This is a genomic window from Pseudomonas imperatae (assembly GCF_057128625.1).
The window spans coordinates 344,203-357,749 of record NZ_JBSKHP010000001.1 but is presented as its reverse complement, the minus strand read 5'-3'; the positions used below and the strand labels follow the sequence as shown (position 1 = coordinate 357,749).

At 65.3% G+C, this 13,547-nt stretch carries 11 protein-coding genes; 5 read left to right on the top strand and 6 right to left on the bottom strand.

What is annotated here, in order from left to right:
- Nucleotides 1-55: 55 nt before the first annotated feature.
- From ACWKWX_RS01695 to ACWKWX_RS01675, 5 genes are all read left to right on the top strand, one after another.
- Nucleotides 56-1,471 carry a di-heme oxidoreductase family protein gene (locus tag ACWKWX_RS01695; protein WP_483826866.1) on the top strand — a complete coding sequence of 472 codons (1,416 nt, stop codon included), beginning with the start codon at nucleotides 56-58 and terminating at the stop codon, nucleotides 1,469-1,471.
- A gap of 20 nt (nucleotides 1,472-1,491) precedes the next feature.
- Nucleotides 1,492-2,556, top strand: coding sequence for an imelysin family protein (locus ACWKWX_RS01690; RefSeq protein WP_483826865.1), 1,065 nt, complete (start codon nucleotides 1,492-1,494; stop codon nucleotides 2,554-2,556).
- A 2-nt stretch (nucleotides 2,557-2,558) separates the two neighbouring features.
- Nucleotides 2,559-3,614, top strand: a complete 1,056-nt coding sequence (locus ACWKWX_RS01685) for a DUF1513 domain-containing protein (RefSeq protein WP_483826864.1) — start codon at nucleotides 2,559-2,561, stop codon at nucleotides 3,612-3,614.
- Nucleotides 3,615-3,816: 202 nt separating this feature from the next.
- Nucleotides 3,817-4,944 (top strand): efflux RND transporter periplasmic adaptor subunit, encoded by a 1,128-nt coding sequence (locus tag ACWKWX_RS01680; protein ID WP_483826863.1) that lies wholly within the window; start codon nucleotides 3,817-3,819, stop codon nucleotides 4,942-4,944.
- A 13-nt stretch (nucleotides 4,945-4,957) separates the two neighbouring features.
- Nucleotides 4,958-7,981: a multidrug efflux RND transporter permease subunit gene (locus ACWKWX_RS01675; protein ID WP_473004425.1), complete on the top strand. Its 3,024-nt coding sequence runs from the start codon at nucleotides 4,958-4,960 to the stop codon at nucleotides 7,979-7,981.
- 90 nt (nucleotides 7,982-8,071) lie between these two features.
- Here ACWKWX_RS01675 and ACWKWX_RS01670 read toward each other — a convergent pair whose 3' ends face one another.
- The 6 genes from ACWKWX_RS01670 to ACWKWX_RS01645 form a co-directional block, all read right to left on the bottom strand.
- Nucleotides 8,072-8,293 (bottom strand): hypothetical protein, encoded by a 222-nt coding sequence (locus tag ACWKWX_RS01670; RefSeq protein ID WP_416426794.1) that lies wholly within the window; start codon nucleotides 8,291-8,293, stop codon nucleotides 8,072-8,074.
- Complete coding sequence (locus ACWKWX_RS01665; RefSeq protein ID WP_416426795.1) at nucleotides 8,290-9,009, bottom strand: lipopolysaccharide kinase InaA family protein; 720 nt, start codon at nucleotides 9,007-9,009, stop codon at nucleotides 8,290-8,292. Before ACWKWX_RS01665 ends, ACWKWX_RS01670 begins: the two co-directional genes overlap by 4 nt.
- A gap of 161 nt (nucleotides 9,010-9,170) precedes the next feature.
- Nucleotides 9,171-10,448, bottom strand: a complete 1,278-nt coding sequence (locus ACWKWX_RS01660) for a sensor histidine kinase (RefSeq protein ID WP_416426796.1) — start codon at nucleotides 10,446-10,448, stop codon at nucleotides 9,171-9,173.
- On the bottom strand, nucleotides 10,438-11,121 hold the full coding sequence (gene colR, locus ACWKWX_RS01655; protein ID WP_416426798.1) for a two-component system response regulator ColR: 684 nt from the start codon (nucleotides 11,119-11,121) through the stop codon (nucleotides 10,438-10,440). Before colR ends, ACWKWX_RS01660 begins: the two co-directional genes overlap by 11 nt.
- Nucleotides 11,122-11,262: 141 nt before the next feature.
- The gene (gene groL, locus ACWKWX_RS01650; protein ID WP_158155614.1) at nucleotides 11,263-12,906 is read right to left on the bottom strand and encodes a chaperonin GroEL; all 1,644 of its coding nucleotides are present in this window, start codon (nucleotides 12,904-12,906) and stop codon (nucleotides 11,263-11,265) included.
- Nucleotides 12,907-12,954: 48 nt separating this feature from the next.
- Nucleotides 12,955-13,248 (bottom strand): co-chaperone GroES, encoded by a 294-nt coding sequence (locus tag ACWKWX_RS01645; RefSeq protein ID WP_027976889.1) that lies wholly within the window; start codon nucleotides 13,246-13,248, stop codon nucleotides 12,955-12,957.
- Between the last annotated feature and the right edge of the window lie 299 nt (nucleotides 13,249-13,547).

Below are 13,547 nucleotides of genomic sequence, written 5' to 3'. Positions count from 1 at the left end.
TTACGGCCGGGGTGCCTGATAAGCTTGCCCCCTGCCCTTCACTGCTGGATCCTCGATGTCATCGCTCCTCCCTCGCCTCGGCGCCCTGCTGCTCACCCTGTGCCTGGGTGGTTGTGGCGAAGCCGTGCGGCTGGAAGACGAGGAACCGGAAGAGGCCCTGGCCGGGGGCGCCGGTACCGTCGGCCACCGCGACGTCAACGCCTTCGCCCAGCCCTCCGCCAACCTGAGCGCCGAGCGCAAGCTCGACTTCAGTGCCGGCAACAGTTTCTTCCGCAACCCCTGGGTCATCGCCCCTGCCACCACCACCGCGCGCGACGGCCTGGGACCGCTGTACAACACCAACGCCTGCCAGAACTGCCACATCAAGGACGGCCGCGGCCACCCACCCGGACCGGACGCCACCAGCGCCGTGTCGATGCTGGTGCGCCTGTCCATACCCGATACCACCCAGCAGGCAGCGCTCATCGAGCGCCTGGGCGTCAACCCCGAGCCGGTGTATGGCACCCAGCTGCAGGACATGGCCGTGCCTGGCGTGCACCCCGAGGCCAGGGTGCGCGTGGCCTACGAGCCGTACCCGGTGACGTTCGACGACGGCACCACGGTGCAACTGCGCAAGCCACGGCTGCTGATCACCCAGCTGGGCTACGGCCCCCTGCACCCCCAGGCGCGGCTTTCCGCCCGAGTGGCGCCGCCGATGATCGGCCTGGGGCTGCTGGAAGCCATACCCGAGGCCGCGATCCTGGCCAACGCCCAGGCCCAGGCCGCCACGGATGATGGCGTGCAGGGCCGGCCCAACAGGGTCTGGGACGATACCCAGGGCAAGACCGTGATCGGCCGCTTCGGCTGGAAAGCCGGGCAGCCCACGCTGAACCAGCAGAACGCCCACGCCTTCGCCAACGACATGGGCCTGACCACCGGCCTGCAGCCCCGCGACAATTGCACCGCCGCGCAGGTCGGCTGCCTGCGCGCCGCCCACGGCGGCCACCCGGAGGTCAGCGACAACATCCTGCGCCTGGTGCTGTTCTATACCCGCAACGTGGCCGTGCCGGCGCGCCGCGACGTGGGCTCGCCCCAGGTGCTGGCCGGCAAGCAGCTGTTCAAGCAGGCCGGCTGCCAGGCCTGCCACACGCCGCACTACATCACCGCCGCCGATGCCGCCGAGCCGGAGCTGGCGAACCAGCGCATCCGCCCCTACACCGACCTGCTGCTGCACGACATGGGCCCGGGCCTGGCCGACGACCGCAGCGAGTTCGCCGCCGGGGGCCAGGACTGGCGCACCCCGCCGCTGTGGGGCCTGGGCCTGACCGAAACGGTCAGCGGCCACACCCAGTACCTGCACGACGGCCGTGCCCGCGATGCCATGGAAGCCGTGCTGTGGCACGGCGGCGAGGCCGCAGCGGCGCAGCGCCAGGTGCTGTCCTTCAACGCTGCCCAGCGCGCCGCGCTGCTGGCCTTCCTGAATTCACTTTGAGTCTTGCCACGGAGCCCTGAATGTTTCGTCCCACCCTGCTGTTCACCAGCCTCGCCGCCCTGCTCCTCGGTGCCTGCACGCCCCAGGACCGCCAGGCAGCCACCAGTGCGGCCATTGCCAACCAGGTCATCCTGCCCACCTACAGCCGCTGGGTGGCGGCCGACCAGCAGCTGGCCATCAGCGCCCAGGCGTTCTGCCAGGGCAGCGCCAGCCTGGCCACCGCCCGGGCCGACTTCCTCCATGCCCAGCGCGCCTGGGCGCAGCTGCAGCCGTTGCTGATCGGCCCGCTGGCCGAAGGCAACAGCACCTGGCAGGTACAGTTCTGGCCGGACAAGAAAAACCTGGTGGGGCGCCAGATCGAGCAACTGGTGAACGCCGGCGCCACTGTAGACGCCGCCAGCCTGGGCAAGGCCAGCGTGGTGGTGCAAGGCTTGTCGGCCTACGAATACATCCTCTTCGACGCGCGCCTGGACCTGGCCGACGCCAGCCAGAAAGCCCGCTACTGCCCGTTGCTGGTGGCCATCGGCGAGCACCAGCAACAGCTGGCGCAGGACATCCTCGGCCAATGGCAAGGCGACCAGGGCATGCTCTGGCAGATGAGCCATTTCCCCAACCCGCGCTACGCCGATTCCCAGGAAGCCATCGCCGACCTGCTGCGTGCCCAGGTCACGGCGCTGGACACCCTGAAGAAAAAGCTCGGCACGCCCATGGGCCGCCAGAGCAAGGGCATCGCCCAGCCAATGCAAGCCGAGGCCTGGCGCAGCGAGGCTTCACTGCACAGCCTGCAGGCCAGCGTCAGCGCCGCCCAGACAGTCTGGGCCGGGGTCGACGGCAACGGCCTGCGCGGGTTGCTGGGCAAGGACCAGCAAGCCCTGGCCCAGCGCATCGACGGCGCCTACGCCGAGGTGCAGCAGTGGTTTGCCGAGCATCAAGGGCCGCTGGCCGAGCTGCTGGCCACCCCCGCCGGGCGCCAGCAGCTGGAAACGCTTTATGACCGCCTGAACGTGCTGCACCGCCTGCACGAAGGCGAGCTGGCCAAGGCGCTGGGCATCGCCCTGGGCTTCAACGCCAACGACGGTGACTGAACATGGGCCTGGCACAGTGGTGCAAAAACCTCCTGGCCCCCGCCTTGCCGGGCGGCCTGCTGCTGTCGGCACGCGATGACGCCGAGGGCCGGCACTATGCCGTGGGCTACCGGCAGGATGGGCACCAGGTGTTTGCAACCGCCGTGCCCCAGCGCTGCCACGCCGTCATCGAACATCCACGGTTGCCGCTGGCGCTGTTCGTGGCCCGCCGGCCGGGCACCGAATGCTACCTGCTGGACCTGCGCGACGGCCGCCTGGTGCAGACGCTGACCGCGGCGCCGAACCGGCATTTCTATGGGCACGCCGTCATCCATACCAGCGGCGACTGGCTGTACACCACCGAGAACGACACCCGCGACCCGGGCCGCGGGGTCGTCGGCGTCTACCGCTTCGAGGGCCAGCGCCTAGCCCCTGCGGGCGAACTGTCGAGCCATGGCATCGGCCCCCACGAGCTGGCCTGGATGCCCGACGGCGAGACCCTGGTGGTCGCCAACGGCGGCATCCGCACCGAGGCCGAGAGCCGGGTCGACATGAACCTTGAGGCCATGACCCCCAGCCTGGTGCTGATGGGCCGCGACGGCACGCTGCACAGCCGCGAGACCCTGGCGCAACCCATGAACAGCATCCGCCACCTGGCCATTGCCAGCGACGGCACGGTGCTGGCCTGCCAGCAGTTCATGGGCGCGGCCGATGACAGCGCGCCGTTGCTGGCAATCAAGCGACCGGGCCAGGCGTTCGAGCCGTTTCCGCTGGCCGAGGCGCAGCTGCGGTGCATGGCCCACTACAGCGCCAGCGTGGCGGTGCATGACACCCTGCGGCTGGTGGCACTGACGGCGCCACGGGCCAACCGATGCTTCATCTGGGACCTGGACAGCGGCGCGCTACGCCTGGAAATGCAACTGGCCGATTGCGCCGGGGTGGCGGCGGTGCCCCAGGGCTTCGTGGTCACCTCCGGCCAGGGCCGCTGCCGCCTGGTGGACTGCCGCACCGCTACGCCGGTGGCCACGCCGTTGAGGTTGCCGGCGGGTTTTTGGGATAACCATCTGCGCAGGCCGTGACGCACCCCTGTGGGAGCTGGCTTGCCAGCGAGCTGTTGATTGAGGCCCGAAAAGCTCGCTGGCAAGCCAGCTCCCACAGAAACCCGTATACAGCGGCTATGATTTGTACACGTAATATCCAGAAATACAGCGCAGTGGCGCCCCGCGCCTTACAAGAATAATGTGCTGCAACTCTCAGCTTCGCTTTCCAGGGAAACGGAATATGTTGCGCCGCCGCATGCTCACCATGTTGGGGATCGTGCTGGTGGTCGTCCTGCTGCTCGGTGGTTACAAGGCATGGTCGATCTACCAGCAGGTCCGGATGTTCTCGGCCCCCAAGCCGCCCGTTGCCGTGGCCGTCGCCACTGCCAGCGAACGCGCCTGGCAAGCGCGGCTGCCGGCGGTGGGCAGCCTCAAGGCGCTGCAGGGCGTGAACCTGAGCCTGGAAATCGCCGGCACGGTGCGCGCCATCCAGTTCGAGTCCGGGCAGCAGGTCAAGGCCGGCCAGCCACTGCTGCAACTGGACAGCGACGTCGAGACCGCGCTGCTGGGCACCGCCCAGGCCGACCTGGGCCTGGCCCAGCTCGACTACGGCCGCGGCGCGCAACTGGTGGACAGCCGCGCCATCTCCAAGGGCGAGTTCGACCGCCTCAACGCCGTGCTGCTCAAGAACAAGGCGACCGTCGCCCAACTCAAGGCCAGCCTGGCCAAGAAGAACATCGTGGCCCCGTTCAGCGGCACCATCGGCATCCGCCGGGTCGACGTTGGCGACTACCTGGCCAGCGGCAGGGTCATCGCCACCCTGCAGGACCTCAACAGCCTCTACGTGGACTTCTACGTGGCCGAGCAGGCCATCCCGCAGCTCCACGTCGGCCAGCCCGTGCTGGTCACCGTGGCCGCCTACCCGGGGCAGACCTTCGAAGGTGCCATCAGCGCCCTCAACCCCAAGGTCGACGACAGCACCCGCAACATCCTCATCCGCGCCACCCTGGCCAACCCCCAGGGCAAGCTGCTACCCGGCATGTTCGCCAACCTCCAGGTGGTACTGCCCCAGCCGCATAACCAGGTGGTGGTGCCCGAGGGAGCCGTGGCCTACACCCTGTACGGCAACTCGGTGTACGTGGTCGGCGAGAAAAAGGACGAGCAAGGCAAGCCGGTCACCGGCGCCGACAACAAGCCGGTGCTGGTGGCCGAACGGCGCTTCGTCGACACCGGCGAGCGCCGCGACGGCCTGGTCATCGTCAGCAAGGGGCTGAGCGCCGGCGAGCAGGTGGTCACCGGCGGCCAGCTCAAGCTCACCAGTGGTGCCGCGGTAAGCGTCAGCCCCGACGCTACCCTCAAAGCCCACTGACAGGAGCACGGCCATGGCCTTTACCGACCCGTTCATCCGCCGCCCGGTGCTGGCCAGCGTCATCAGCCTGCTGATCGTGCTGCTGGGTTTCCAGGCGTGGAGCAAGCTGAGCATCCGCCAGTATCCGCAAATGGAAAACGCCCTGATCACGGTCACCACCGCCTACCCCGGGGCCAATGCCGAGACCATTCAGGGCTACATCACCCAGCCGTTGCAACAGAGCCTGGCCAGCGCCGAAGGCATCGACTACATGACCTCGGTCAGCCGGCAGAATTTTTCGGTCATCTCCATTTACGCGCGCATCGGCGCCGACAGCGACCGGCTGTTCACCGAGCTGCTGGCCAAGGCCAACGAGGTCAAGAACAAGCTGCCCCAGGACGCCGAGGACCCGGTCCTCAGCAAGGAGGCCGCCGACGCTTCGGCGCTGATGTACATCAGCTTCTACAGCGACCAGCTCAACAACCCGCAGATCACCGACTACCTGTCGCGGGTCATTCAGCCCAAGCTGGCGACGCTGCCGGGCATGGCCCAGGCCGAGATCCTCGGCAACCAGGTGTTCGCCATGCGCCTGTGGATCGACCCGGTGAAGCTGGCCGGCTACGGCCTGAGCGCCAACGACGTCACCGACGCGGTGCGCCGCTACAATTTCCTGTCGGCCGCCGGCGAGGTCAAGGGCGAGTACATCGTCACCAGCGTCAACGCCGCCACCGACCTGAAATCCACTGAAGGCTTCGCCGCCATCCCGCTCAAGACCGACGGCGACAGCCGCGTGCTGCTGGGTGACGTGGCGCGGGTGCAGATGGGCGCCGAGAACTACGACACCGTCAGCTCCTTCAACGGCACGCCCTCGGTGTACATCGGCATCAAGGGCACGCCCGGCGCCAACCCACTGGACGTGATCCGCGAGGTGCGCAAGCTGATGCCCGAACTCGAAGGCCAGCTGCCACCCAACCTCAAGGCTTCCATCGCCTACGACGCCACGCTGTTCATCCAGGCGTCCATTGACGAGGTGGTGAAGACCCTGTTCGAGGCCGTGCTGATCGTCATCGTGGTGGTGTTCCTGTTCCTTGGCGCACTTCGCTCGGTGATCATCCCGGTGGTGACCATCCCGCTGTCGATGATCGGCGTGCTGTTCTTCATGCAACTGATGGGCTACTCCATCAACCTGCTGACCCTGCTGGCCATGGTGCTGGCCATCGGCCTGGTGGTGGACGATGCCATCGTCGTGGTGGAGAACATCCACCGGCACATCGAGGAAGGCCGCACGCCGTTCGACGCAGCGCTGGAAGGTGCCCGGGAAATTGCCATGCCGGTGGTGTCGATGACCATCACCCTGGCCGCCGTGTACGCGCCCATCGGTTTCCTCGAGGGCCTGACCGGCGCGCTGTTCAAGGAGTTCGCCCTCACGCTCGCAGGGGCCGTGGTGATCTCCGGCATCGTCGCCCTTACCCTGTCGCCAATGATGTGCGCCCTGCTGCTGCGTGCCGATCCCGACCCCAAGGGCCTGGCCCACCGCCTCGACCAACTGTTCGAGGGCATCAAGCAGCGCTACCAGCGCCTGCTGCATGCCACCCTGCAGACCCGCCCGGTGGTGGTGGTGTTCGCGCTGATCGTGCTGTGCCTGATCCCGGTGTTCCTCAAGTTCAGCCAGTCGGAGCTGGCGCCCGCGGAAGACCAGGGCATCATCTTCATGATGGCCACCGCGCCGCAGCCCACCAACCTCGACTATTTGAACACCTACACCGACCAGTTCCTGGGCATCTTCAAGGACTTTCCCGAGTACTACTCCTCGTTCCAGATCAACGGCTTCAACGGCGTGCAGTCGGGCATCGGCGGCTTCCTGCTCAAGCCCTGGAACGAGCGCAGCCGCACGCAGATGCAGCTGTTGCCCGAGGTGCAGGCGCGCCTGGCGCAGATCCCCGGCCTGCAGATCTTCGGTTTCAACCTGCCGGCGCTGCCCGGCACCGGCGAGGGCCTGCCGTTCGAGTTCGTGATCAACACCGCCAACGACTACGAGTCGCTGCTGGACGTGGCCCAGCGGGTCAAGGACCGCGCCCAGGCCACCGGCAAGTTCGCCTTCCTGGACATCGACCTGGCCTTCGACAAGCCCGAGGTGGTGGTGGATATCGACCGCGCCAAGGCGGCGCAGATGGGCGTGTCGATGCAGGAACTGGGCGGCACCCTGGCCACCCTGCTGGGTGAGTCGGAGATCAACCGCTTCACCCTCGATGGCCGTAGCTACAAGGTCATCGCCCAGGTGGAGCGCGCCTACCGCGACAATCCCGAGTGGCTGAACCAGTATTACGTGCGCAACAACCAGAACCAGCTGCTGCCGCTGTCCACCCTGATCACCGTCAGCGAGCGGGCGCGCCCGCGCCAGCTAAACCAGTTCCAGCAGCTGAACTCGGCGATCATCCAGGGCTTCCCCATCGTCAGCATGGGCGATGCGGTGCAGACGGTACGGCAGATCGCGGTCGAGGAAGCGCCAGCCGGCTATGCCTTCGACTACGGCAGCAGCGCCCGCCAGTACGTGCAGGAAGGCAATGCCCTGTGGGTCACCTTCGGCCTGGCGCTGGCGATCATCTTCCTGGTGCTGGCCGCGCAGTTCGAAAGCTTCCGCGACCCGCTGGTGATCCTGGTGACCGTGCCGCTGTCCATCTGTGGCGCACTGATCCCGCTGTTCCTGGGCTGGTCGAGCCTGAACATCTATACCCAGGTGGGGCTGGTGACCTTGATCGGGCTGATCAGCAAGCACGGCATCCTGATCGTCGAATTCGCCAACCAGCTGCGCCGGGAAAAGGGCCTGGACGCGCGGGAGGCGGTGGAGGAAGCGGCAGCGATTCGCCTGCGGCCGGTGCTGATGACCACCGCGGCCATGGTCTTCGGCATGGTGCCGCTGATCCTGGCCACCGGCGCCGGTGCGGTCAGCCGCTTCGACATCGGCACCGTGATTGCCACTGGCATGTCGGTGGGCACCCTGTTCACGCTGTTCGTGCTGCCGTGCGTGTACACCCTCATCTCCAGGAAAACCCCGTAGCAGCGGCCGCCAGGCCGAGTCCCGGGCGCCCCACGGATGCAAAAAGGCCCCGTCATTGACGGGGCCTTCGGGCCGATCGGTATGGCAACCTCAGCCCTTGCGTCCCTGGGCCATGCCGAACACGAACAGGAGCAGGTCCTGGTCCGGCCGCACCGCCACCTGGGATTTGGCCGCTCGAGGCAGGGGGCAAGCCCCCGCGCCCGTTTCAACACTCAGCACACCCGGCCGAGGTTGATCCAGGGCTGCAATCGCAGCAGTGCTGACCGCCAGGGCAGCGAGCAAAAACAAACCTCGAGCAATTTCTAGTTTCATGACTCTAAACCTTTGATCGGGCTGCCAAACGCCGTCTTGTAAAAATAGAGCAATTTGCTCCAGTCTGCGTCGCTGAACGACGAGTGGCGGCGCAGTTGCTTGAGGTCATGACGGGCCGCGCTCTGGGCGCTGAACCGCTGGCGGCACTTCTCCAGGTCCAGGGTGGCGATCTCCGGTCGCGCTGCTGCGCCCTCGCCCACAACCCGCAGGAAAATGTGTTTTGCATACAGGCAACTGTGCTGCCAACGGCCCTTGTGCATGCGCGCCAGGGTGTCGGCCAGTTGCTTGAGTATGGCTTCATGCAGCGCTTCACCGTAGTGCGCGCGGTCATGGCTTTCATACCACTGGTCGATTTCCTGGAACCCATCCAGGGCCTCGGTGACCAGCAGTGCACGCCACTGGCCCTGGGTGTCACGCTGGGCACCGCAGAACACCAGTTTCGGCACGCCTACACCAAGGGCGGCCAGGCTCTGCAAGGCATCGCGCTCGCGCAGCACCGTCGGCCGCCCCATGGGGTGGCGCAGGCTGCGGTAGGTGTGCCCTACCTGGCGCTTGGCATACAGCAGTTGGCCATTGGCGGAATGCAGGCGCTGCACGCCGCTTTCGCCGCCGCGGCGCACGTTGGGCTCTTCCACCCATTCGCCCTGCTGGTTCCAGAAATAATCAAAGCGCGTGTCGGGCGCTGAAGGGCTAGGGGTCGCGTAGTCGACGGCCATCACCGGTACTCCTTGGCTAGGATGTGAACACGCCACACCGCATACAAATCGCGATCACCTTAGTCAGGCGGTCGTGAAAAATGTGTAGAAAACCTCAGTAAGCGAGCCGGGGTTTTACACAGGAACAATACTGGCACAGGGCCTTTAGTGCTACCCGGCAGTCAATCCGGCCGGTTCAGGCTGACCTGGAAGCAGCAGCCGTGGGGCTCGCGGGGGGTAAGGTCGACTTCCCAGCCCTGGTCATCGCAGATTCGTTGTACCAACGACAGGCCCAGGCCCAGGCCTTCGCCGCGCTTCTCGGTGGCGCGCACGAACGGCTGGAACACCGCCAGGCGCTTCTCCTCGGGAATGCCGATGCCGCTGTCCTCGACCTTGAAGCCGCCCGGCTCAAGGGTCAGGCGAATGAAGCCTGCGTCGGTGTAGTGCAGGGCGTTGCGCAGCAGGTTGCCCATTACCGCGAGCATGAAGGTGGCGTTGTAGCGGGTGTCGGGCAGTTCGGTACGCGCCACTTCCAGGGTCAGGCCCTTGTGCTCGATGGGGCCACGCCACAAGCCCAGCAGGTTATCGGCCACCTGGTCGAGGGTCAGCTGCGCGCTCATCTCCGAGTCGTTGCGCTGGGCCCGGGCCAGCATCAGGAAGGTCTGCACCAGCTCGCGCATTTCCTCGCAGGCGCGTGCGATGCGCTCTACCTGGGCGCGGGCGCGGCCATCCAGCGCAGGGTTTTCCAGCAGCAGTTCGCAGGAGGTGGCCAGCACCATCAACGGCGTGCGCAGTTCGTGGCTGACGTCGCTGGTGAACAGGCGCTCGCGGCTCAAGGCATCGCGCAGGCGGCCCAGGGTAGCGTCGAAGGCCACGGCCAGCTCACCCACCTCGTCTGCCGCGTAGTCGGGGGCCAGCGGCGGGGCCAGACCCAGCAGTTGGTCACGGTGGCGCACTTGCCGGGCCAGGCGCACCACGGGGGCCATCACCCGCCGCGCCAGCACCCAGCCCAGGAACACCGCCAGGGCCAGGCTAAGCACGAAGCCCACCACCACCACGGCGAACAGCACGCGCTCGCGCTCTTCGAAATCGCTCTGGTCCTGCAGCAGCACATACCGGCGGCCATCGACGATTTCGACCATGGCGTGGTACGACAGGTCGCCGCGGAACACTTCATGGAAACCGGCGCTCAGGTGGCGCAGGTCCTTGGGCAACGCATAGTCACCGCGGCCGCTGCTGTAGTAGAAAAGCTGGTCGGGCTCGGGCCGATGGTTCCAGTCGCTGACGTTGTCCATCAGCAGCAGGCGTTGCAGGTCGCCGCCCAGCCCCGCCGAAATCAGCTTTTCCTCGACCAGGTGCACCGTGGCCACAATGCCCACGGCAAAGGCGCCGGCCACCAACGCGCTCATCAACGCAAAGGCGATGATGATCCGTTGCGCGAGGCTTTGCTTAAACTCCATCTTTGCCCTCGGCCAGGCGGTAACCCACGCCATGTACCGTTTGCAGCAGCGGTTTGTCGAACGGCTTGTCGATCACCTGGCGCAACTGGTGCACGTGGCTGCGCAGGCTGTCGCTGTCCGGGCAGTCATCGCCCCACAGCGCTTCTTCCAGCACTTCGCGGCGCAGCACGTGGGGGCTCTTCTGCATCAGCACCGCCAGCAGTTTCAGGCCAACCGGGTTGAGCTTCAGGGTGCGGCCCTGGCGCGAGACCTCGAGGGTATCGAGGTCGTAGCTCAGGTCGCCCACCTGCAGGCTGCGACGACCGCCGCCCTGGGCGCGGCGCAGCACGGCTTCGATGCGCGCGGCCAGCTCCGACAGCGCGAACGGCTTGACCAGGTAGTCGTCCGCACCGGAGCGGAAGCCCTGCAGGCGGTCGTCCAGCTGGTCGCGGGCGGTGAGCATGATCACCGGGGTTTCCCGGCGCGCGTCTTCGCGCAGGCGCTTGCACAGGGTGTAGCCGTCGATGCCGGGCAACATGATGTCGAGCACGATCAGGTCGTAATGCTCGGTGGCCGCCAGGTGCAACCCCGACAGCCCGTCCTGGGCACAGTCGACGGTGTAGCCCTTCAGGCCCAGGTAATCCGCGAGATTGGCCAGGATGTCGCGGTTGTCTTCAACCAATAGAATTCGCATGGGCAGGTTCTCCATCCAGTGTGTTTGCCCTTGGGCGCAGGCAGCTTACGGCGTTAGGCCCCCGAGGGCCAGTGGTGGCGCCCGCGGGCATAAAAAAACCCCGCGCAAGGCGGGGTTCTTTTTAAAGCGGGTAAGGCTGGCTTACATCATGCCGCCCATGCCACCCATGCCGCCCATGTCTGGCATGCCGCCAGCTGCAGGAGCGTCTTCCTTGATCTCGGCGATCATGGCTTCGGTGGTGATCATCAGGCTGGCGATCGAGGAAGCAGCCTGCAGTGCCGAACGGGTCACTTTGGCTGGGTCCAGGATACCCATCTGGATCATGTCGCCGTATTCGCCAGTGGCAGCGTTGTAACCGAAGTTGCCTTCGCCTTGCTTGACCTTGTCGACAACCACGCTTGGCTCGTCACCGGAGTTGGCAACGATCTGGCGCAGCGGCGCTTCAACAGCACGACGCAGCAGAGCGATACCGACGTCCTGATCGGCGTTGTCGCCTTTCAGGCCAGCGATGGCTTGCAGCGAGCGAACCAGGGCCACGCCACCGCCAGGTACCACGCCTTCTTCGACAGCTGCACGGGTAGCGTGCAGGGCGTCTTCAACGCGGGCTTTCTTCTCTTTCATTTCAACTTCGGAGCCAGCGCCAACCTTGATCACTGCAACGCCGCCGGACAGCTTGGCCAGGCGCTCTTGCAATTTTTCACGGTCGTAGTCGGACGAAGTGTCGGCCACTTGCTGACGGATCTGGGTAACGCGAGCCTGGATGTCAGCCTCGACGCCAGCACCGTCGATGATGGTGGTGTTTTCTTTCGACAGCACGACGCGCTTGGCGTTACCCAGGTGCTCCAGGGTAGTGCTTTCCAGGCTCAGGCCGATCTCTTCGGAGATAACGGTACCGCCGGTCAGTACGGCGATGTCCTGCAGCATGGCCTTGCGACGGTCGCCGAAGCCTGGAGCCTTGACGGCTGCAACCTTGACGATGCCACGCATGTTGTTCACAACCAGGGTCGCCAGGGCTTCGCCTTCGACGTCTTCAGCCACGATCAGCAGTGGGCGGCCGGCTTTGGCAACGGCTTCCAGCACTGGCAGCATTTCGCGGATGTTGGAGATCTTCTTGTCAACCAGCAGGATCAGCGGGCCGTCCAGCTCAGCGACCATGGTGTCTGGCTTGTTGACGAAGTAAGGGGACAGGTAGCCGCGGTCGAACTGCATGCCTTCTACGACCGACAGTTCGTTTTCCAGGCCCGAGCCTTCTTCAACGGTGATCACGCCTTCTTTACCGACTTTTTCCATGGCTTCGGCAATGATGTCGCCGATCGAGGAGTCGGAGTTGGCCGAGATGGTGCCGACCTGGGCGATGGCTTTCGAATCAGCGCATGGCTTGGACAGGCCTTTCAGCTCTTTGACGATGGCGATGGTCGCCTTGTCGATACCGCGCTTCAGGTCCATCGGGTTCATGCCGGCAGCGACGGCTTTCAGGCCTTCGTTGACGATCGACTGAGCCAGTACGGTAGCGGTGGTGGTGCCGTCACCGGCGTCGTCGTTGGCACGGGAGGCAACGTCTTTGACCAGCTGCGCGCCCATGTTTTCGAAGCGATCTTTCAGCTCGATTTCCTTGGCTACGGAAACGCCGTCCTTGGTGATGGTCGGAGCGCCGAAGCTCTTCTCGATGATCACGTTACGGCCTTTCGGGCCCAGGGTCGCTTTTACCGCGTCAGCCAGGACGTTTACGCCGGTCAGCATTTTCTTGCGGGCGGAGTCGCCGAATTTAACTTCTTTAGCAGCCATGATCGATTTCCTTGAATACTGGGTAGTAAAGGGAGAGCAGCGGGGTTATCAGCCTTCGATAACGGCGAGGATTTCGTTCTCGCTCATTACCAGCAGGTCTTCGCCGTCTACTTTCACGGTGTTGCTGCCGGAGTAAGGGCCAAACACGACCTTGTCGCCCACTTTCACGGACAGTGCACGCACTTCACCGTTGTCCAGCACTCGGCCGGTACCGACCGCGATGACTTCACCATTGTTGGCTTTCTCGGCAGCCGAACCTGGCAGAACGATACCGCCAGCGGTTTTCTTTTCTTCTTCGCTGCGACGGATAACGACGCGGTCATGCAGAGGACGAAGCTTCATTGTCGATCTCTCCTAATTATGGTTTTCAGCGGCCGGTGTCTGTACCGGCGTTGTGGTTCATCCGGCGGGGCCGGTCGCGGCTCGCTGCGCGAGACGCGGAATAATGTCTGGCAAAGCCAGAAACCTTGCGGTGACCCATACATGAGGTCGCCGGTTACGATTACAAGGGTGGGGGATAAAAATTTTTACAGCACACCCCCCTCCCAAGCACCAACCGCCTACGGCTTTGGCTTTGGCTTTGGCTTTGGCTTTGGCTTTGGCTTTGGCTTTGGCTTTGGCTTTGGCTTTGGCTTTGGCTT

What these genes read in the sequence shown, in the direction of transcription:
- groL (WP_158155614.1), bottom strand. Translation starts at nt 12,906, where the DNA reads ATGGCTGCTAAAGAAGTTAAATTCGGCGACTCCGCCCGCAAGAAAATG.
- ACWKWX_RS01675 (WP_473004425.1), top strand. Translation starts at nt 4,958, where the DNA reads ATGGCCTTTACCGACCCGTTCATCCGCCGCCCGGTGCTGGCCAGCGTC.
- ACWKWX_RS01660 (WP_416426796.1), bottom strand. Translation starts at nt 10,448, where the DNA reads ATGGAGTTTAAGCAAAGCCTCGCGCAACGGATCATCATCGCCTTTGCG.
- ACWKWX_RS01645 (WP_027976889.1), bottom strand. Translation starts at nt 13,248, where the DNA reads ATGAAGCTTCGTCCTCTGCATGACCGCGTCGTTATCCGTCGCAGCGAA.
- ACWKWX_RS01665 (WP_416426795.1), bottom strand. Translation starts at nt 9,009, where the DNA reads ATGGCCGTCGACTACGCGACCCCTAGCCCTTCAGCGCCCGACACGCGC.
- ACWKWX_RS01685 (WP_483826864.1), top strand. Translation starts at nt 2,559, where the DNA reads ATGGGCCTGGCACAGTGGTGCAAAAACCTCCTGGCCCCCGCCTTGCCG.
- colR (WP_416426798.1), bottom strand. Translation starts at nt 11,121, where the DNA reads ATGCGAATTCTATTGGTTGAAGACAACCGCGACATCCTGGCCAATCTC.
- ACWKWX_RS01695 (WP_483826866.1), top strand. Translation starts at nt 56, where the DNA reads ATGTCATCGCTCCTCCCTCGCCTCGGCGCCCTGCTGCTCACCCTGTGC.
- ACWKWX_RS01680 (WP_483826863.1), top strand. Translation starts at nt 3,817, where the DNA reads ATGTTGCGCCGCCGCATGCTCACCATGTTGGGGATCGTGCTGGTGGTC.
- ACWKWX_RS01690 (WP_483826865.1), top strand. Translation starts at nt 1,492, where the DNA reads ATGTTTCGTCCCACCCTGCTGTTCACCAGCCTCGCCGCCCTGCTCCTC.
- ACWKWX_RS01670 (WP_416426794.1), bottom strand. Translation starts at nt 8,293, where the DNA reads ATGAAACTAGAAATTGCTCGAGGTTTGTTTTTGCTCGCTGCCCTGGCG.